The organism is Pseudanabaena biceps PCC 7429, assembly GCF_000332215.1.
Classification (GTDB): Bacteria; Cyanobacteriota; Cyanobacteriia; order Pseudanabaenales; family Pseudanabaenaceae; genus Pseudanabaena; species Pseudanabaena biceps.
Window position 1 is genome coordinate 1 of the sequence record NZ_ALWB01000006.1, and the last position, 20,028, is coordinate 20,028.

Below are 20,028 nucleotides of genomic sequence, written 5' to 3' on the forward strand. Positions count from 1 at the left end.
CGCCCGCGCAGCGGGCGGTATGCTCTTCTAGGTTTTGGTTTTTAATTATGCCGAACTACTCAAACTAAAGTTTGATAATATATATTTAATATCTTAGTCATAAAGGTTTAGTATCCAATGACACAAGCAATTCTTGTTAAGCTTATCAGTCAGATTGAAGAGCTTGAAATAGAAGAGCTTCAAAAGCTGAGTCTGGCAATCAACGTTCGTCTTAACGCTGTAGACGAGTCGGATAAACTAGCTGGCTTTTACAGTTCCTTACTAACTTCAGGTTTAGTAAGTCAAATAAAACCAATCTATTCACACCAACAACCTAGACGATCTTTGATCGCAATACAGGGTAATCCTATATCTCAAACAATTATTGAGGATCGTAGTTAAATGGCTATCTATTTTCTGGATAGCAGTGCATTAGTTAAGCGTTATATCAGTGAAACTGGCTCTAATTGGGTTTGCAACCTTTTTGATCCTAGTCTAGGTAATCAGTTTTTTATTGCTGCTATTGCAGGCGTAGAAATTGTTTCTGCAATTACGCGGAGAGCAAAAAATGGAAGCATTAATGTTGCAGATGCAATAGCTGTCCGTAATCAGTTCAAGCAAGATTTCCAAACTGAATATCAGATTATTGAAATTTCAGAGAAAATAATTAATTCAGCTATAAATATTGCTGAACTGTATGCTCTGCGTGGTTATGATGCTGTTCAACTTGCTTCAGGGCGTGAATTAAATATTTTATGTATTGCAAATGGTCTGGCTGGGATAAATTTTGTTTCAGCAGACAACTACTTAAATACTGCCGCATTGGGTGAAGGACTAATTATCGAGAACCCGAATAATTACCCCTAACTCTAGCCCAGCCAGCACAACACTGCGTTGGAGCCAACCTTTCAAAAGCGATCCTAAAAAACAAAGGTTGACTGAAGCGGCTCAACTATGGCGTTGGACTTCCAGTTCTTTTTATCGGAGTAACCATGAACAACATTCAAAGCTTTTCGCTCAATTCGGAACAATATGCCAAACATAGACCTCAATACCCCGGTGAGCTTTTTTTATATTTGAGCGAAATTTGCGAACATTGCGATCGCGCTTGGGATTGTGCAACAGGAAATGGGCAAGCAGCAATTTCATGTGCAGAATTTTTTTCGCATATTGAAGCAACTGATCTTAGTGTCGAGCAAATTCAAAACTGCATCACACATCCTAAGATAAACTACAGTGTTTCTCCTGCCGAACATACTCCATTTGAAAACCAGTCATTTGATTTGGTTACGGTAGCTTTAGCAATACACTGGTTTGACCAAGAAAAGTTTTTTCAAGAAGTGGAACGAGTACTAAAGCCAAAAGGTATTTTAGCTGTTTGGGGTTATGGTCGGTTAGAAATTGAACCCGAAATTGATGAAGTTACTACTAAGAATTTACTTGAGCCGATCGACCGATTTTGGGCAAGCGGCAATCACCAACTAAGGAATCGCTATCGTGATTTAGTCCTTCCGTTTGATGAAATTAACATCCAAAACAATTTTTCAATGAAGGTAGAATGGAATTTAGAGCAATTATTAGGGTATTACCGTACTTGGTCTGCGGTGAAACGCTATTCAGTAGAACTTGGCAACGACCCAGTTGAGCAACTGGAGCTAAAATTGAAAACAATCTGGAATGAGCCTGATACAACTAAATTAGTGCAATGGCCTTTGTTTTTAAAAGCCAGTAGAAAGTCTGCATAGAGACCATCTTTTGTGCTATATAAGAAGTATTATACAAAGTCTTCACATCTAAATACGCACATACTTTGAGAAATAATTATGGTTGCGAGATACTTTAATCCCTATACTGATTTTGGCTTTAAGAAACTGTTCGGCGAAGAAGGCAGTAAGGATTTGCTCATCGATTTTCTCAATCAACTTTTACCAATACATCATCAAATTCAACAATTAACATTTAAAAATTCTGAAAATCTTGCCGACACAGTAACAGAGCGCAGAGCCATTTTTGATATTTACTGCGAAAGCAAAACTGGCGATAAGTTTATTGTGGAAATGCAAAAAGCGAAAATCAAGTATTTCAAAGATAGAGCCTTATTCTATTCTACATTCCCAATTCGAGAACAATCAGAAAAAGGTGATTGGAATTTCTATTTATTACCAATCTATTTTATTGCCATATTAGATTTTGAGTACGATGAAAATACCACATCCAAGTTTAGGCGCGATGTATGTCTCAAAGACCAAGATGGAGATATATTTTTCGATAAATTAAATTTTAAGTTTTTACAAATGCCGCTATTCAACAAACAAGAAAATGAACTGGTAACTCACTTCGATAAATGGCTGTATTTTTTAAAGAACCTAGAAAGTTTTAATCACATACCAGCAATACTCAATGAACCAATCTTTCAAAAAGGATTTGAAATCGCCGAAATATCGCACTTAAATCTAGAGCAGTATGAACAATATAAAAAGAGCTTAGTCCAGTATTTAGAAGTGAAAAACGTATTTGACGCAGCTTTTGAAGAAGGTGAAAAGGTCGGTATTGAGAAAGGTATTGAGAAGGGTATTGAGAAAGTTGCCAAAGCATTGAAAGAGCAAAATGTAGCCATGGAAATTATTGCCGAATCGACTGGGTTATCCTACGAAACTATTAATAGGATTTAAGCCAAGCTTTTTTCATGTCCTCTTTCATAGCCATATCCTCATTCGCGATCGCATTTTCTACTTACCATTGCCATAACACGATCTCTGCATCTTAACTGCTAGACGGGCAAGCGATAGCGATCGCTAGTAGGCTCATTAATTAATCCCTTTTTTCTGAATATTTGTAACGTAGCTAACTTGACTAAATCTATAATCATGCCAGAAGATGTTTGTCTATCTATTATTTAGATTATCTAACAATTAGTCTCGTAAAAACTATCCGCATGGCAAAAAGAGCAATGGGCTGGTTCAATTTTAATGTGGATCTGCCAGCATTTAGATCGCGTAACTATCGACTCTACTTTGCTGGTCAAAGCTTATCGATGACGGGTAGCTTTATGACCCAAGTTGCCGTTCTCTGGCTGATTTACAAGGTCACAGATTCAGCGTTATTACTGGGTATAGCAGGATTTTTTGGGCAGTTGCCCGTATTTCTCCTCGCTCCTGTCTCAGGTATTCTTGCCGATCGCTACGATCGCAAATACTTGATGATTTTGTTGCAGATATTTGGGATTTCGATCTCGATCGCCTTGATGGTTACTAGCTTTTTGGGATGGGCGAATTTCTGGGTCTTGCTATTATTAGGAACCCTTGGAGGTGTGCTTAAGGGCTTAGATGTGCCGATTCGCCATGCTTTTGTGACAGATATTGTCAATCGCGAAGAAATGAATAGCGCAATCTCGCTCAACTATGCGTTTCTGAATACGGCGCGGCTATTAGGTCCTGCGATGGGCGGAATTGCGATCGCTTCAGTTGGTGCGGGGTTCTGTTTCCTCTATGACAGCGTCAGTTACATCGCTGTATTAGCTGCCCTATTTGCGATGCGGATCGCTCCTCGTAAAATCGAATCCCACAAAAAGCATCCTTGGCAAAATCTAAAGGAAGGATTCAAATACGCTTATAAGGTTGTCCCCATTCGTTCTCTATTGCTACTACTAGCTTTGGCAAGCCTGATTAATATGTCCTATGCTACCTTGCTACCAATTTTCTCCGTACAGGTTTTCCAAGGGGATGCTGCGACAATGGGATTTTTAACTGCGGCTTCGGCTTTAGGGGCAGTCTTTGCCTGTCTCTATCTCAGCTTCCGTAAAGGGATTCAGGGGCTACATCGATTAATTGCTTTCTGTCCTGCCAGTTTAGGAATTGCCATGATTGTCTTCTCACTTTCCCATGTATTTTGGCTTTCAGTAGCAGCATTAACAGTGGTGGGATTTAGCTCTACGCTTCAGGTTGCCGCTAGTAACACTGTCATTCAGCATGGTGTGGAAGAATCAAAGAGGGGAAGAGTGATGAGCTTCTATACGATGTGCTTTATGGGTATGTCACCTTTTGGGAACTTGATTTTGGGGACTTCCGCAAATGCGATCGGGGCGCAAAATACGCTGATTATAGGCGGTGCGGTTTGCATTGTCGGCTCTCTTTTATTTGTGAAGTTCTTACCTGCGATCGCTGCATGGGTCACAGCAGGTGTACAAGAGCATCATTCAGTTTCTGCACAGGCGCAGTAGGAGGGACAACAGATGGATATGGAAAATCCCAAACGGCGATCGCACCTACATAAGGTGAATTTGCATCATATTGATCAATTACCTACAGAAAGCGAAGCATCACAGAATCCTCTTACCAATTCCATCACCAATAGCATCACTAATAATATTTACAAAAGTTTTCCTGCCTTCAAATCCCGTAATTTTCGCCTCTATATCATCGGTCAGGTGTTCTCTTTATCGGGAACCTTCATGACGCAGATGGCGATTCCTTGGTTGATTTACGATCTAACCAAATCCCCTTGGTTGCTGGGTTTATCAGGCTTTTTAGGGTTTCTGCCATCTTTAGTTCTGATTCCTTTTTCGGGAGTGCTTAGCGATCGCTGGGATCGTCAAGACCTCTTAAAACTAGTGCAGATTCTCGGTATTAGCGTATCGGCAACCCTGACTCTAGTCACTGCTTTGGAGTTAGCCGAATTCTGGTCATTATTAATTCTCAGCATTCTCGGCGGTGTTCTCAAGGGGTTAGATATGCCTGTGCGTCATGCCTTTGTCGTAGAAATGGTGGAGGATCGGCAGGATTTAAGCAATGCGATCGCCATTAATTCGACAATGCTTGCCTGTTCGCGCTTAATGGGACCTGCGATCGGTGGTCTACTGCTGGCGACTGTGGGTGTGAAGTTCTGTTTTCTCTATGACACCATCAGTTATGTCGCCGCAATTTGGGCGTTAGCAGTGATGACCCTTCCCGCTAGTAAACCGATGCAAATCTCACAGAGGATTAGCACTTGGAAGCGCTTGCAGGAAGGATTTAATTATGTTGCTGACTTTCTGCCCGTGAAGGCGATTATCTTGCTATTGGCTTTGCAAGGCATCTTCGGATTTGCCCATGTGGTGCTATTACCGATCTACGCTGCCGAAATTCTCCAAGGTGGCGAAAAGATTTTGGGCTGGTTAAGTGCGGCTCCTGCTTTCGGAGCAATTCTTTCCTCAATTTATCTCAGCCAACGTCGCCAAGTGGCAGGTTTAGAGCGATTGATTGCCCTTTGTCCATTTTCTATTGGGCTATGTGCGATCGCCTATGCCTTCTCGACCGTTCTCTGGATTTCTCTACCTTTACTCGTAATCATGGGAGGTATTTCCACTTTGCATATTTCCTGTAGTAATACTGTGATTCAAACTATTGTCGATGACAGTAAACGCGGCAGGGTAATGAGTTTCTATTCCCTTTCGCTAATTGGGATGTTGCCAATCTGTAATCTATTTACAGGAACTCTTGCCCATTGGCTCGGTGCGCCCAATACTTTGCTAGTTACTGGCAGTATCTGTATTCTCGCTTCGGCTTGGTTTTGGCGACAGTTACCGCTAATTTCTAAGTCGATTCTCAATGCAATGCACTCGATTAATAAAGCTGAGAAAGCTGTGGCTTAATCGAAGAGCCCCCCCTAAATCCCCTTTATAAAGGGGGACTTAAATTCTTCTCCCCCCTGTATAAGGGGGGTTGGGGGGGATCTAAAATCTCTAAATTTTATACCAAATTTCAAAATTAAAGGAACCAAATATCATGGCTAAAGACTGGTTTGCATGGCACGATCTTTACAACTCTCAGGAACTTTTACAACAACGATTAGCGATCGTTCAGAAATACATCTCTGACAGCCTTGATGCTGCCCCCGCAGGAACGATTCAAGTTGTCAGTGCTTGTTCGGGCGATGGACGCGATTTATTGGGGGTTTTGGAAACTCATCCCCGTGCTAAAGATGTCAGAGCGCGGTTAGTGGAACTCGATCCTAAATTGGTCGAACGTGGCAAAGAGGCGATCGCCAAATTAGGACTCACCGATCAGATTGAATTCATCAACGGTGATGCCACCCTTACCGCTAATTTTGCGGGTCATGTTCCTGCGGATGTGATCATTGTTGCAGGTATTTTTGGCAATTTGCCCAATGAAGAAGTTCTCCAAAAACTGATTCGCAATCTTACCTACTTTGCAAAAACGGGTGCTTTTGCGATCTGGACTAGAGGGGAGCGTGATGGATTTCGTTATTCTGAACGAGTGAGAGCTATTTTTCAAGAAAACAATTTTTCTGAAGCAGATTTCCAGCTAACCGCTACAGGCAATATGGCAGTTGGTCGTCACCGCTTTGATAGTCAAACTATTTCCGAACCTCTTGATGAGCATTTCTTCGAGTTTACAGGAACTCCTGAAAAGGCTGGGTTGCTCGTCTCTACGCCTTAGATTAACGATCCCCCCAGCCCCCCCTTTACAAGGGGGGAGAATATTCTTTTCTGCTTCCCCCTTGTAAAGGAGGATTGAGGGTGATCTAAGACTTGAAACGCAGATAGATAGCGAAGGGTCTAAATAGCATCAATTCTTAAATCTCAAACGAAAAAGGAAACAAAAATGTGTATTGAAAGAGAAATAGAACTTCAGTTAACCGCTGATGTCTTGGTAATTGGTGGAGGTCCCGCCGCCGCATGGTCGGCATGGTCAGCCGCCGTGCATGGTGCAAAGGTAATCATTGCCGATAAAGGATTCTTAGGAACCAGTGGAGCTGCCGCCGCTAGTGGTAATGGCGTAATGGCTCCTACGCCAGACAATTGGGAAAAGGCTAAATGGGATCGCTATCGCTCCACTCAAACCTTAGGTAACATTCACTGGATCGAGCGTGTGATTGAGAAAGCGTGGCTGAGTATGCCCCTCGTGGAAGAATGGGGTTATAACTTCCCTAAAGAGAATGGAGAATCGGTGCGTCAGAGCTACTATGGTCCCGAATATATGCGCGTCCTTCGCAAGAATCTTCTGAAAGTAGGCGTACAGATTCTCGATCAAAGCCCTGCTTTAGAACTACTCTTAGCAGAAGATGGTTCCGTTGCAGGGGCGAGAGGTGTACAGCGTCAGCACAATCGCCATTACACCGTTCGCGCAGGAGCCGTCGTTCTCGCCAATGGAGGCTGTGCTTACTTGAGCAAAGTACTCGGCTGCAATACCAATACAGGCGATGGCTTATTAATGGCAGTAGAAGCTGGCGGCGAACTCTCTAGCATGGAAGCTTCCAGTCATTACGCAATTTCTACCGCCTTCAATGCTACCGTCACCAGAGGCGTTCCCTTTGGTTGGGCAAGCTTTACCGATGAGGCAGGTAATGATTTAGGCGGTTATATCAATGGTCGTCGCGATCCTCTCTTTCTGCCTACGGCGCTCTTGAAAGGGCCCGTTTACGCGAGACTCGATCGCGCTACCGATGAAGTAAAAGCAGTCATTGAAAAATCCCATTTCATTGCCTATTTACCCTACAAGAAGGCAAATATCGATCCCTATACAGAACGAGTGCCTGTGACCTTACTATTGGAAGGAACAGTACGCGGCACGGGTGGCATCAGACTCGTAGATGAAACCTGTGCTACCAAAGTAGCAGGACTTTACGCCGCAGGCGATGCTGCTTCCCGTGAATTTCTAGCTGGTTTAGCCTCTGGTGGAGGTGGACCTAACGCAGCTTGGGCAATTTCCACAGGGCAATGGGCCGGAGCAGGAGCTGCCGTCTTTGCGCTGAGTTTGGGCGCTCATGCCAATGAACGAAAAGCCTATCCTGCGGGACAAGCGGGACTGCGATCGCATTCATCTTCTTCCGAAAAATTCGATAGTGAGGCGATCATCAAGGGTGTCCAAGATGAAGTATTTCCCCTCGATAAAAACTTCTTCCGTTCTGAACAAGGGCTGTTAGATTCTCTCTCGAAATTAGAGAAGCTATGGGAACAGTTGCAAGCCAATCCTCAACAAGACACCGTGCGCGATGTGGAATTCTCGCGTCGAGCTGCTTCTCTCACCGCAGTCGCCAGATGGGGCTATTTCAGCGCTTTACATCGTAAGGAAACTCGTGGTGGACATATTCGCACCGACTATACGGAAACCGATCCCAATCAGCGCTATTACCAAGCCACGGGCGGTTTAGATCGCCTCTGGGTTAGACGTGACTGGATTACGGAAGCGATCACCACACCACCCAATTCAACGCCTACCGCAACCACCAAAATCCCTTCAGGAGTCGCATCATGATCGAACTTGTCAGCCATAAACTCTGCATCAGTTGCAATGTCTGTGTTCAAGTCTGTCCCACCAATGTCTTTGACGCAGTTCCCAATCAACCACCTGCGATCGCTCGTCAGCAAGATTGCCAAACCTGTTTTATGTGTGAGGCCTATTGTCCTGCGGATGCGCTCTATGTTGCGCCAGAGTCCCATACCAATGTGGCGGTGAATGAGGATGAGTTAATCGATCGCGGCATCATGGGTGAATATCGGCGTACTTTAGGCTGGGGCTATGGTCGCAAGAACAATAGCGAACAGGATATGGCGCATCGGTTGCGGTTACTTCCCCGTCCTTATCAAAGTTAAATGTTGATTGAGTTTTAGGGCGATCGCTATAGCTTTTAGACTTCAATATCTAGGCGATCGCTCAGGCAAGAAGATCTTTGGAGTGGCAATCGTGAAAGTATCCGTAAGGCATTTTTTAGCCAAGATTCTATTTTGGTTTGGATGTTAAAACCATATTCTAACAATCGTCGGAAATATCTAGCGTTATTGCAGTAGTCAAAATATAAGCACCTGTCTTTTGTACATTTGCGATCGCCTGAAATTACAAAACAATGGTTAATCGGGCTATAGCTCTTTCGGTTATAGGAGACACACATTTATTTAACGTGAGCTCGGGATAATTTAAAACGGGCTTTGAGAATTTGCTAGCTTAACTCGAACTGACGTTACTTAACTTTATATAACGCAATATAATTAATCTCAATCTACGGTAAGTCGATAGGTTTTAAGTAGATTTAATGTATAATGCCAAAAAAGTTTTAACTTTCCTTGCAATAATGGTGTACTGATGTCCCAAAGTAAAAACTATTTGAATCTTGGCAAACTAAAAATACAGCGAATCTCTTGGACTAATCTAGCGGCAGTGGCAGCGGTTATTCTTTCGGTTACTTTAGTTGTAGTTAAGAATGTAGAAAGTGGTAATACGTCCAGTCAATTATTTAACGTATCCTACGACCCCACTAGAGAGCTTTACGTTAGTTTAAATGAACAATTTATTGCCAAATATGAGAAGGAAACTGGTAAGCACCTGAAGATTAAACAGTCCCATGCAGGATCTTCCTATCAAAGCCGATCAGTAATCGATGGCAGTGCGCCTGCGGATGTAGTGACTTTAGGACTCTATACAGATGTTGACGCACTCCGTAAACAGAGCCTTATTCCTGAGGCTTGGTCAAAACGACTACCCAACGATTCCCAACCCTATTCTTCCACTATCGTTTTTGTTGTCCGCAAAGGCAATCCCAAAAATATTCAAGACTGGCAAGATTTGATTCAACCTAATGTGGAAATTGTTACTCCCGATCCTAAGACCTCTGGCAATGGCAAGCTAAGCGCATTATCGGCTTGGGGTTCAGTAATTAAGCGTGGCGGTAGTGAAGCTGATGCACTTGCTTTTCTCACGGCTTTTTATGAACATACTACCTCACTTGCTGCGGGCGCACGGACTTCGGCAATCAACTTTTCTGTCGAAAAAATCGGTGATGTCCATTTGACTTGGGAGAATGAGGCGATTCGAGAAGTTGCCGAATCCAAGGGTGAATTGCAAATTGTTTATCCTTCAGCCAGTATTCTCGCTCAGCCTTACGTGGTATGGGTTGATAAGAATACGGCACAGCATAAGAATGCTGCCGAAGCGAAAGCATATTTAGAATTTCTATTTACGGATCAGGCTCAGGAAACGATCGCTAAGTTTGGCTATCGTCCAATTAACCAAGAAATTCTGAATAAATATAGTAGTCAGTTTGGTCAGATTGAGCTATTCCCCATCACTCTTATTGCCAAGGATTGGGACGATGCGAAACAAAAGTTTTTTGGTGATAACGGCATCATTGATCGCGTTTATAAGCCAAAGGCTAAATAGAGAATATAAACAATTAAAAGAAAGGTAAAGCTTAGCTTGCTTAATGGAACTAAAATGAGCTATTTAAAATATTTAAACTACAACTTGGGTAAGGGTCGTGCAGATGTGATTGCTGCCCTAACCGTTGCGGCGATCGCCTTACCACAGGGCATCGCCTATGCCCTCATTGCTGGCGTAGATCCTCGCTTTGGACTGTATTCTGCGATTTTTGTTACGGCGATCGCTTCGATCTTCGGCTCGTCTTCTCATTTGATCAATGGTCCAACTAGTGCCATTTCCCTTGTGGTATTTAGTACTTTGGGATTTTTTGAACCCGATGCTCGTCTTGATGCCTATGAAGGAATGTTTCTATTAGGGATCATGGTCGGTTGTATTCAGATTTTAATTGCTGTGTTTAAACTAGGCGACTTGACGCGCTACATTTCTGAGTCGGTGATTTTGGGATTTATGACAGGAGCTTCGGTACTATTGGCGATCGGGCAAATAGGCAATGCTCTTGGCATCCGCGAAAAAGGAACTGCCCACGATCAAGTTTTCTATCGCCTCTGGCTCACCTTGACAGGAGGTAGTCCCAATTATCAGGCTTTGGGAATAACGATTGTCACGATTGTATTGGCTTTAGCCTTACGCCAAGTGGTGCGTAAGTACGGACTGCCGCAATTTGATATGTTATTTGTGCTGATCTTCGTATCCGTTGGCGCTTATCTCTTGGGCTGGACTGTTCCCAATGGTGGCAAAACTTTGGTGGCGGTATCGGCTTCAGTACCTGCCAGCTTGCCTCTACCCCATATTCCTGAAATTAAGTTTGCTTGGGTTGGTCAGCTTTCCCGTGGCGCTTTTGCGATCGCCTTCCTTGGTTTATTAGAAGCTTTAGCGATCGCCAAATCCATTGCCAATCAAACTGGACAAGTTCTTGACTACAATCAGCAATGTCTTGCGGAAGGATTTGCCAATCTAGGGGGTGGATTCCTTCAAAGCTTACCAGGATCGGGTTCCTTAAGCCGTTCCGCGATCAATTTCCAAGCAGGTGCAAAGACACGCTTTTCAGGTGTAATCGCGGCAACAGTTGTAGCTGTCGCAATTCTGACCCTAGCTCCTTTAACAAAATTTATTCCCAAGGCAGCCTTATCGGGGTTACTGATCATCACAGCAGCCCGTTTGATCGATCTAAAGCGGTTGCGCTATACCTTTAAAGCTTCACTATTTGATGCTGGTTTAGTGCTGATCACCGTCTTTACAGCTATTTTTGTGGATATTGAATACTCAATTTTGACGGGAGTTGCTCTTTCGATTCTCCTATTTGTCCCCCGTGCTGCCAAACTTAAGGGAGCAGAACTAGTAATTAATAATGAAGGAATCGTGCGTGAGAAGCTTTCTATCGATCCGCCTTGCACTTCCGTTCTTCTCTTTGATCTCGAAGGCGAAATTTTCTTTGGAGCAGCACCCGACCTAGATCGCTATCTTGAGGAACTGATAAATAGAGCCATCGGTGCGGATGTCCGTTTTATCGTTCTCCGCCTCAAGCGAGTTCGCAACTCCGATATTGTCTGCCTTGAACGGATCGAGCATTTTCTCCACCAAGCTCACAAACGCGGTATCACCGTAGTACTCGCAGGTGTCCGTCCTGAGTTGGATCAAGCCTTTAGTCGCGCTGGGTTTAAAGAGTGGTTCCCTGAAAATCAGATTTTTATAGAACAAGAGAATGATGATACAGATTCAGCAACTCTGAAAGCTGTGCGATATGCCTATGAACTGCTAGGTGATGACGCTAACAATTGTGAACATTGTGCCGCGATCAAAACCCAAGAAGATCGAAGAGCATCGCTTTATTATCTGGTTTGATATCAAATTAAATAGGATTAAATAGGATTTCCCCATGAAAGTAAAACAGTTTTTGCCATCCTTATTTCGACCTACATTCCTGAAGATTTTAACAATCGTCTTTCTGATTTCAGTCAGTTTAACGACCTCTTGGGACTTCGCGAATGCGATTCAAAATGAAAGTTCTCTCAATAATCCTACTTTACAAAAAGTTCTTGCCAGTTCCCATCGTTCTGCCAAAAATCGCGCCCGCGATCGCGATCGCCATCCCCTTGAAACCCTAGAATTTTTTGGTGTAAGCCCCACTCAAACAATAGTTGAGCTATGGCCAGGGAACGGTTGGTACACAGAGATTCTCGCTCCACTTTTGCGCGATCGCGGTCAGCTAATTGTGACAAATCTTGATCCGACTAAAAGCAAGCCAGCCAAAGCTTTGCAAGATAAGTTAGCAGCTAATTCAGCAATCTTTGGTAAGGTGAAAGTTGCTATGATCGATCCACCTCAGAAATTAATTCTGGCTCCGAATAATTCCGTTGATGTAGTTCTTACATTCCGTAATATTCACAACTGGATAATTGGCGGTTATGCGGATCAGGTCTATACTGCCGCATTTCAGGCTCTGAAACCCAATGGCATTTTAGGCATAGAGGAACATCGGGCAAAGGCTGGAACCAAATTACAAGAGAGTGCTAAGACAGGATATATCGATGAGAGGGCAGTAATTGACGAGATTGAGAAGGTAGGTTTTAAGTTCCTTGGCAAGTCAGAAATTAATGCTAATCCCAAAGATACTAAGGACTATCCTGATGGGGTTTGGACATTACCACCGACATTAAGGCTAGGAGAGAAGAATAAGGAACGCTATCTTGCCATTGGTGAAAGCGATCGCATGACTTTAAAGTTTATTAAGCCATCTTAGTTACTGGAGAGATTCAAAAATGCGATCGCAGATCCGAGACGAACTCATAGCTATCAAACCACTTGATGATCGGGTATGTAAGTAGCTAGGCATAAGTAAACTTAAAATCTAGAAGAGCATACCGCCCGCTACGCGGGCGGTATGCTCTCTGGTTTTGGTTTTTAACTATGCCAACTACTTACTATTTTGCAGTACAGGCTTAGGAAGCTTATGCTGCATTTTGATGAATAAAACTCTATTCAGGTACATTAACTTACAAAAATCTTGTTATTACACTAAATGGTTGTTTTATCTGAGAAGTTATATAATGATAATCTTATTCAAGTATTTATCCTATAATTTATAAGATAATATTATAGTTAGACAACTCTTGACATATGAAATATGAGTTCCATTATTGGTTTTTAGGAAAAATTTAACAAAAAGTTTGACGTGATAAACCGATCTACATTGATTGTGAAAGGCGTTCTTTCTCTGATTGATGGCATATCTGCTTTAGGAATCGTACAAGATTGTACGGCTTGATTTAACTTGATTTAGATCCGATATTATGATAATACTACGGTAAATTGATGGGGATATCGTAGTATTATTAATCGCAGGTGTCTCACAGATTTTGGCGAAAAGCAAGCACAAATGGAAAAGAACGAATCATGCTCAGCAGGTTCTCTTTGATTGCTCTCCATTTGTTAAACGTGTTAGCTAGCACAGTTAAATAATTGCTATCATTATAAGATAGTTAGTTAAACTAATTATTAGTAGTTATTAGTAGGCTATAACGAATAAGCTGCATGGGAAATCAGAGTAGACCACTAGGCGATCGCATAAGTAACATCATTTATCATTATTTACCCGCAACGCGTTGGCAGAACTTTCGCCTATTTTTTGGTGGACAGTTGCTATCGATGTCTGGAACATTCATGACTCAGCAGTTAACGATTCCTTGGCTGGTTTATGATTTGACCCACTCAGCATGGATGTTAGGAGTGGCGGGATTTGTACAATTTTTGCCTACATTAATCGTGATTCCCTTTTCGGGCGTATTAAGCGATCGCTGGAGTCGGCGCGATTTATTGATGTTCGTGCAAATCGTGGGAATTGCTGTCTCTCTTGCTTTAACGATTCTGACTTTTACAAATCTAATTACTTTCCCAATTCTGTTAGTACTGAGTGTTCTCAACGGCATGATTAAAGGGCTAGATATGCCCGTGCGTCATACCATTGTCACGGAAACTGTGGACGAGCGCGCTGATAGTAGTAATGCGATCGCCTTAAACTCAGTGATGTTAAGTTCTTCTCTTGTGCTAGGACCTGCGGTGGGCGGGATTTTGGTGGCAACGTTAGGGGTGAAATATTGTTTTCTCTACGACACAATTAGCTATATCCCTGCAATTTTGACTCTGCAAGCAATGCAGCTTCCTGCGATCCATTCCAATGTCCGTACTAGCTTAGGAGAGACTTTTCAGAAATTACGAGAAGGGTTTGTGTATGTCGCCAAAACACAGCCGATCCGTGCGATCCTATTGATGATTGCCTTAAAAGGATTGGTGGGAATGGCGCATATTGCGCTCATGCCTGTTTTTGCTGCCGAAATTTTAAATGGAAATGCCACAACAATGGCGCATCTTAGTACTTCTGCTCCAATAGGTTCCCTATTTGCCTGTTTATATCTCAGTGTCAGACGAGGAATTGCAGGGTTAGAGCGTTTGATTGTAGTTGCTCAAGTGGCGATCGGTATAAGTTTGATTTCCTTCTCTCTGTCGCGACAGGTTTGGTTATCAATTTTGATTCTTGTCTTTACGGGCGGATTCACGATTCTCCAAATCACTAGTAGTAATATGATTATCCAAACTCTAGTTGCGGAGGATAAACGCGGAAGAGTGATGAGTTTCTATGCACTCGCGATGGTGGGAATGATGCCCTTTGGGAATCTATTTGCAGGCACGTTAGCTAATAGTTTTGGTGCAACGAATGCTTTGATTATCTGTGGTGTTTTGAGTATTTTTGGCGCTGTATGGTTCTCGGCACAATTACCATCTGTAACTCGTTGGATCGATCGCGAAACAAAATCATTACAAATTCCTGCCGCTCCTTAATATTCATCAAAATATTCATCAAAAATCAACATGTCGAAAACACTTTACCTTGTTCGCCATTGTCAATCCTATGGACAAGCCCCAGATGCGCCTTTAACCATAGAAGGAGAACGTCAAGCTCTTGCTCTAGCGGATTGGCTAGGTTCATTAGGAATTGAGAGATTAGTTTCTAGCACCTACAAGCGAGCCTATCAATCCTTTGAGCCCCTCGCCGATCGCTTAGGCTTAACGATTAATACCGATGAGCGACTAGTAGAACAAACGCTGTCTTCGTTACCCTTAGACGATTGGCGCGATCGCTTAGCTGAGTCTTTTGTCGATCTCGATCTTTGTCTAGAAGGTGGTGAGTCTAGTCGAACTGCTACGAATCGAGCGATTGCTGCGATTGATGATACCTTAAAATATGATGTTGAGATAACAGCGATCGCTACTCACGGCAAATTACTGACGCTGATTTTGAAGCATTTTGATAATTGCTTTGGTTACACTGAGTGGGAAAATCTAACAAATCCAGATGTCTTTCAATTACAGTTTTGGGAATCTTCACCAAAAATTCAACGTTGGAGCGCACAGGAAACATAGAAGATCAACTAGTTAATTATGGCAAACAATCGCAGAGAAAATGTTCCCTTCGATCCCTATCATTTTCAGAAATTGTTAGGGCAAGGAATCGAGTTTTCAATTCAGAATACTTTTCAAAATATTTACAGAACTAATCATTGGAGTGGTCAAGATTCGCTCTCAGGAGATGGAGCCAGTACAACGCAAACGCAACAAATTCAGACTGAATTACCACTGTTATTGCAAAGATTACAAATCAGCACATTTTTAGATCTGCCCTGTGGAGATTTTAGAAGCACGTAGTAATCCTCGCTGAAGGACAAACCAATTTAAAGCGATCGCATCAATTTGGGCGCAGACTTTTGTAGTAATAAAAGCTGAAACTTCCTCGTGGTAGCCCGTTGGTTCCAAATCAAACAACTCTCCATCAATCAATTCGTAGCGGTTACTGTCACCATATCGGGCGATAAAATCGTCAAAACTTAGTAACTGCTTAGGTGTCGTCTGCATCATTTATTTAGCTTTTAAAAAGATAACTCTTGAAATAACTCCGCTAAAGGAAGATTAAAATTGGGAATTACATCTTCACCATCAAGGCTATCTTCTAACTGCAAAAGCTTAGAGGGCTTAGGTTTATGGTAAACCAACACACATTCCTCATCAGGCAAAATTACCCATACTAAGCGCGTTCTATTCTCAAAATACTCCACTAACTTATTATGGATTTCCTCAAAAGTATTATTCGGAGAAATAATTTCTACCGCCAGATCAGGAGCACCGTCAAAAAATCCCTTTGGTAAACGCTTTAGCCCTTGCAACCGTTCCTTAGCAATAAAAGCAAGATCAGGCGATCGCTTGTTACCAGTTTTCATTTTAAAAGCCGTACTCGAATCACAAGTCACCCCAAGCCTATGAGTCCGCACAAAACCTGTCAGAAAATATCCCAGAGTAAGAGCCAAATATCCATGCTCCACACCAGAATTTGCCACAATGACTAACTCTCCATCTACATATTCATAACGATTGCCATCTTCAGGTAATGACATAAACTGCTCATCAGTCAAAGCTCTTGGATTTGCTAAGGGCTGAATTAATTCTAGATCATTGTTTGCGATCGCTTGGGTCATTAGATTTAAGTCCACAGATTAAACTAATGGGATTCCTACAGGATTTATCTAGTTAAATATATCATTGACCTTTGACCTAGATTTAACACCATAATTCTATTTTGTAGATATTTAAACTATGACAGCGATCGCTAAGAAATCCGAATAGCTTTTTTCGAGGATTCTGATTTTAGATGATCGTGATTTTGAATGAGAAAGTCGATCGCTTTTTTAAAATATTGACCATTCATTGGCTGAAAAGCAATATTTTGCAGATCGATTTGCCTCACCTTGTCCTGCATTAACTCATAAAAATGGCGATCGCCAATGAGCTTAAGCGTTAACTGAGAATATGCCGACGGCGTTTTGACGACAAGTTCTCCCAGCCCTAATTTCTTCATTAAAGCAGCTCCTGAGCGACTATACCAACGTTTCCCCTCAAAGACTACCGAGGGCTTTTGGAGGTACAAACCATCGATAAGTACATTAAAGCCACCAAAATGATAGGAATCAAGACAGATATCCCCTTCTTCCATAATTGCCATATATTCAGCATAGGGCATATATGGATAGATATGGACATGCGCAGAACCTAAAACTTCTTCGACATCTTTGGCGAAGGGTAGAAAATCATTTTTGCGAGTTAAGGCTCCACCCGAAAAAAGACGAAAAAGAACGGGTGATTTAGCATTTTGGATAACTTTCTTGAGAGTCAGCAATAATGGATAATTGACTTTCTGAGCGTACCAAGGGCAGTTAATAATGAATTGATCGCTGCTTTTGATAGAAGTTTGTATGGCATTGTCAGAATTAATATCCTTTAATAACTGATAGTCAGGACGATTATTAACTGCACCCAATCCAGTTACTAAAACTAAACGTTCAGAATAGTTGTCTTCGGCATGGCGACCATCCTCAGCATCGGCTCCACTAATAAAATAATCAATCTCACTACCAAAGGTGCTGACGGGATGTCCTAACCCACAAATTTGAATGGGAGCAATCCGCAGGTTAGACAATATGATGCTTTCGCTCATCATGCCTATGTCTGGATAGTAGATGGCAGCGAATTCATTTTGCTTGATGACACTCAGATCAGATAAACCGTTGTCAAATCGCAAATATTTAACTTCTTTAAAGTATTGCGTATCGATCGCTAATTTCTGATCGCCTATGTGGATTAAGGTCAGCTCGTAGCTATCCTTGAGTGCTGCGATACATTCAGACAAAATCCGATAAATAGAATGCTGGGGATACCAAAAGCCTGAAATGATAGCAATTTTTGTGGGGGTGGGCTGATTGGAAATATTGATATCTTTAACCAATTGGCTATTTTGAACTAATTTGTTAATTCTGGCTTTGAGTAAGCGATCGTCATCGCCATCAATATAGGTTGAGCCAAAGTAGACATCATCAATTTTATAGAAGCCCGTTAGACGAGCGTCTTCATAAAGAATATGTTCACGGAGATTTTTGTATGCGATCGCATTTACTAAACCTGAGCGATAAATTTCTAGATAATGGGAATACCATAGACTAGTCAGTGCTGGATTAGTATCAAAAAGTACTTGGCGATCGCATTGCCAACTGTTTCTAGCGGAGCATAGAGTCAGGATTTTGGCGAGATCTTGAGGCTGGGCTGTTAACAAATCTAGATAGTCATCTGTGGTTTTAAAGCAAGAAATTGCCACTAGGTTAGATATAGTCAGGTTTAGTTGAATAAATCGGATTGCATAGCGATCGCTCAGGCAATAATCGGGCTGAGTAAAGACATATAAGAAGTTTTTGACAAAGGCATTGATAAAGTGCTGTGCATCTGGTGCAAGTTCTAAATAAGTAGTTCTTTCAAAATGTTCTAGGATATAAATCAGTTTTTCAGAGACAAGGTCGTAATCTTGATTAAGATAGTCTTTTAATATTTCTAGAGAATTAAAGCTAAGATTTGTCGAATTTTGTGGATTCATTTTTTCGAGATTATCGATACCAATCTCCCCTTAGGGACTTGCGAGAAAATAAGATACCAATCCAGATTTACCAGAATCGTTGGCACGGCGGAGCCGTGCCAACGATTCTGGTTTTATATTTGGTACTTCATTAAATCGCAAGTCCCTTATTCCTATCTTCAACTACAAAAAGAATTACGTCAATGGATAGCGATCTTCTATGATTAGCAATACGAAGATCGTTCAAGTATTGCGTTTACATTACCTTGCGCTGTTTATTAAGGTTGAGTTTCCCGAAATACCTCTAGCGCTAATCCCTTATTCTAACAATCTGCATCTTAATAGAATGCATCATAACATACAGCTATTTTCGATCAAAAAAGCTAAAAGAGACCTTTTGAAAGTGCTGCTTCGCAGCACTTTCAAAAGGTCTCTTAGTTTGGATTTGAGCGCAAAGTGCTGTAACTTATAAGTAGCTAAGTATAAGTAAACTTAAAACCTAGAAGAGCATACCGCCCGCTTAGCGGGCGGTATGCTCTCTAGTTTTAGTTTTTAATTATGCGGAACTAAGTACCTAGGAATAATTAAAACCCAGAATCAAAACCTGTAGCACACGCTGTGCATGTGCTACAGGTTTTGGGATTTTATATTTAATTGCGCCTAGCTACTTACTTAACTTAGATAATTTAGACTGTCTCCAGCCAGCTTAAGCCATCAAAATCTAGGGTAAATGAAGTATGAAATCCTACTCAGCCTATTTTGTTCGTAACGAAGCGATTGAGAATGCCCAGAAGATCTTTGGTAAAAGAGTTGAACCTCTTCCCGATTCCCCTTGGCTACTTTGCGATTATCAGCCCGATGATGAACTTCCTGATGATGAGGTGCTATTCGGCGAAGAGTCTCTCACTGAAGCTAAATCAGGACAATTGGGAGAAATCTTTTTTGTTTATGGAGATACCTCCGTGGATTGGTTTGTTTATGAGCACGCTAGTGATGGTAGACTGCTGCGAAAACTGGTGTGGTTTACTTTGCCCGATGATGTGTGGAACTCGGGTTGGATATTAGTAGAAGGAGAACCTGAGGATTGGGAAGCGACGTTGTTTCGTCCAGATTGGTTGGTTCGGCATCTCGAACTTGAGCATCAAAAGTTGAAGGATCAAGGTCATGAGGATGAAATACCTGCCATGGAAGCTGAGATCAGACAACTGTGGGATCGAAAACAGATTATCAAGGGGAAGAGATTGCCCTTCTGTGATGGGACTGTAGCTCTCCTTGTCGAGGAGAGCTACGGCATCAGTCGCTTCAATATCAGGTAATCCCTTACATTGGATAAAGAGATGATCGCCATACGGCAAACCCTTGAACAAGGCTGGTCGTCATCAATACATACTATTCCTCTTAAGGAATCAAATTTGGTTTAATACCTGATTCCTGCAATTTTTCCGATTC

The 20,028-nt window shown here is 42.1% G+C and carries 18 protein-coding genes and 1 pseudogene; 16 read left to right on the forward strand and 3 right to left on the reverse strand.

All coding sequences use genetic code 11. The annotated features are described in order from the left end of the window. Positions 1 to 117 precede the first annotated feature (117 nt). The 15 genes from PSE7429_RS01235 to PSE7429_RS01305 all read left to right on the forward strand — a co-directional run bounded on the left by PSE7429_RS01235 (position 118) and on the right by PSE7429_RS01305 (position 15,833). A complete protein-coding gene (locus PSE7429_RS01235) occupies positions 118 to 381 on the forward strand; it encodes a hypothetical protein (RefSeq protein ID WP_009625214.1) in 264 nt (87 codons plus the stop codon). Then, positions 382 to 846 (forward strand): type II toxin-antitoxin system VapC family toxin, encoded by a 465-nt coding sequence (locus PSE7429_RS01240; RefSeq protein ID WP_009625215.1) that lies wholly within the window; start codon positions 382 to 384, stop codon positions 844 to 846. A 125-nt stretch (positions 847 to 971) separates the two neighbouring features. After that, a complete protein-coding gene (locus PSE7429_RS01245; protein WP_009625216.1) occupies positions 972 to 1,724 on the forward strand; it encodes a class I SAM-dependent methyltransferase in 753 nt (250 codons plus the stop codon). A gap of 78 nt (positions 1,725 to 1,802) precedes the next feature. Continuing rightward, the gene (locus PSE7429_RS01250; protein ID WP_009625217.1) at positions 1,803 to 2,651 is read left to right on the forward strand and encodes an Rpn family recombination-promoting nuclease/putative transposase; all 849 of its coding nucleotides are present in this window, start codon (positions 1,803 to 1,805) and stop codon (positions 2,649 to 2,651) included. A gap of 263 nt (positions 2,652 to 2,914) precedes the next feature. After that, positions 2,915 to 4,198: an MFS transporter gene (locus PSE7429_RS01255; protein ID WP_100228860.1), complete on the forward strand. Its 1,284-nt coding sequence runs from the start codon at positions 2,915 to 2,917 to the stop codon at positions 4,196 to 4,198. 18 nt (positions 4,199 to 4,216) lie between these two features. Then, the gene (locus PSE7429_RS01260) at positions 4,217 to 5,608 is read left to right on the forward strand and encodes an MFS transporter (RefSeq protein ID WP_100228861.1); all 1,392 of its coding nucleotides are present in this window, start codon (positions 4,217 to 4,219) and stop codon (positions 5,606 to 5,608) included. 133 nt (positions 5,609 to 5,741) lie between these two features. Further along, positions 5,742 to 6,416 carry a class I SAM-dependent methyltransferase family protein gene (locus tag PSE7429_RS01265; protein WP_009625220.1) on the forward strand — a complete coding sequence of 225 codons (675 nt, stop codon included), beginning with the start codon at positions 5,742 to 5,744 and terminating at the stop codon, positions 6,414 to 6,416. A gap of 165 nt (positions 6,417 to 6,581) precedes the next feature. Then, complete coding sequence (locus tag PSE7429_RS01270) at positions 6,582 to 8,234, forward strand: FAD-dependent oxidoreductase (protein WP_009625221.1); 1,653 nt, start codon at positions 6,582 to 6,584, stop codon at positions 8,232 to 8,234. Further along, entirely contained in the window at positions 8,231 to 8,572 is a 342-nt protein-coding gene (locus PSE7429_RS01275; RefSeq protein WP_009625222.1) for a 4Fe-4S binding protein, read from the forward strand. The genes PSE7429_RS01270 and PSE7429_RS01275 overlap by 4 nt, the downstream gene beginning before the upstream one ends. Before the next feature lie 487 nt (positions 8,573 to 9,059). Then, entirely contained in the window at positions 9,060 to 10,133 is a 1,074-nt protein-coding gene (locus tag PSE7429_RS01280; RefSeq protein WP_009625223.1) for a sulfate ABC transporter substrate-binding protein, read from the forward strand. 54 nt (positions 10,134 to 10,187) lie between these two features. Further along, positions 10,188 to 11,975 (forward strand): SulP family inorganic anion transporter, encoded by a 1,788-nt coding sequence (locus tag PSE7429_RS01285; RefSeq protein ID WP_009625224.1) that lies wholly within the window; start codon positions 10,188 to 10,190, stop codon positions 11,973 to 11,975. 34 nt (positions 11,976 to 12,009) lie between these two features. After that, entirely contained in the window at positions 12,010 to 12,873 is an 864-nt protein-coding gene (locus tag PSE7429_RS01290; protein ID WP_009625225.1) for a class I SAM-dependent methyltransferase, read from the forward strand. A gap of 791 nt (positions 12,874 to 13,664) precedes the next feature. Further along, entirely contained in the window at positions 13,665 to 14,969 is a 1,305-nt protein-coding gene (locus PSE7429_RS01295; protein ID WP_009625226.1) for an MFS transporter, read from the forward strand. A gap of 30 nt (positions 14,970 to 14,999) precedes the next feature. Next, on the forward strand, positions 15,000 to 15,551 hold the full coding sequence (locus PSE7429_RS01300; RefSeq protein ID WP_009625227.1) for a histidine phosphatase family protein: 552 nt from the start codon (positions 15,000 to 15,002) through the stop codon (positions 15,549 to 15,551). An 18-nt stretch (positions 15,552 to 15,569) separates the two neighbouring features. Then, positions 15,570 to 15,833: a hypothetical protein gene (locus PSE7429_RS01305; protein WP_009625228.1), complete on the forward strand. Its 264-nt coding sequence runs from the start codon at positions 15,570 to 15,572 to the stop codon at positions 15,831 to 15,833. On the opposite strand, the pseudogene PSE7429_RS01310 reads toward PSE7429_RS01305, so the two are convergent. From PSE7429_RS01310 to PSE7429_RS01320, 3 genes and pseudogenes are all read right to left on the reverse strand, one after another. Beyond that, positions 15,816 to 16,043, reverse strand: a pseudogene (locus PSE7429_RS01310) (Uma2 family endonuclease); the annotation flags it as partial. The gene PSE7429_RS01305 and the pseudogene PSE7429_RS01310 overlap by 18 nt on opposite strands. Before the next feature lie 11 nt (positions 16,044 to 16,054). Continuing rightward, the gene (locus PSE7429_RS01315; RefSeq protein ID WP_009625230.1) at positions 16,055 to 16,657 is read right to left on the reverse strand and encodes a Uma2 family endonuclease; all 603 of its coding nucleotides are present in this window, start codon (positions 16,655 to 16,657) and stop codon (positions 16,055 to 16,057) included. A gap of 131 nt (positions 16,658 to 16,788) precedes the next feature. Next, complete coding sequence (locus tag PSE7429_RS01320) at positions 16,789 to 18,600, reverse strand: tetratricopeptide repeat protein (RefSeq protein ID WP_009625231.1); 1,812 nt, start codon at positions 18,598 to 18,600, stop codon at positions 16,789 to 16,791. Positions 18,601 to 19,316: 716 nt separating this feature from the next. Here PSE7429_RS01320 and PSE7429_RS01330 point away from each other — a divergent pair. Continuing rightward, complete coding sequence (locus PSE7429_RS01330) at positions 19,317 to 19,895, forward strand: hypothetical protein (RefSeq protein WP_009625233.1); 579 nt, start codon at positions 19,317 to 19,319, stop codon at positions 19,893 to 19,895. Positions 19,896 to 20,028: the final 133 nt, after the last annotated feature.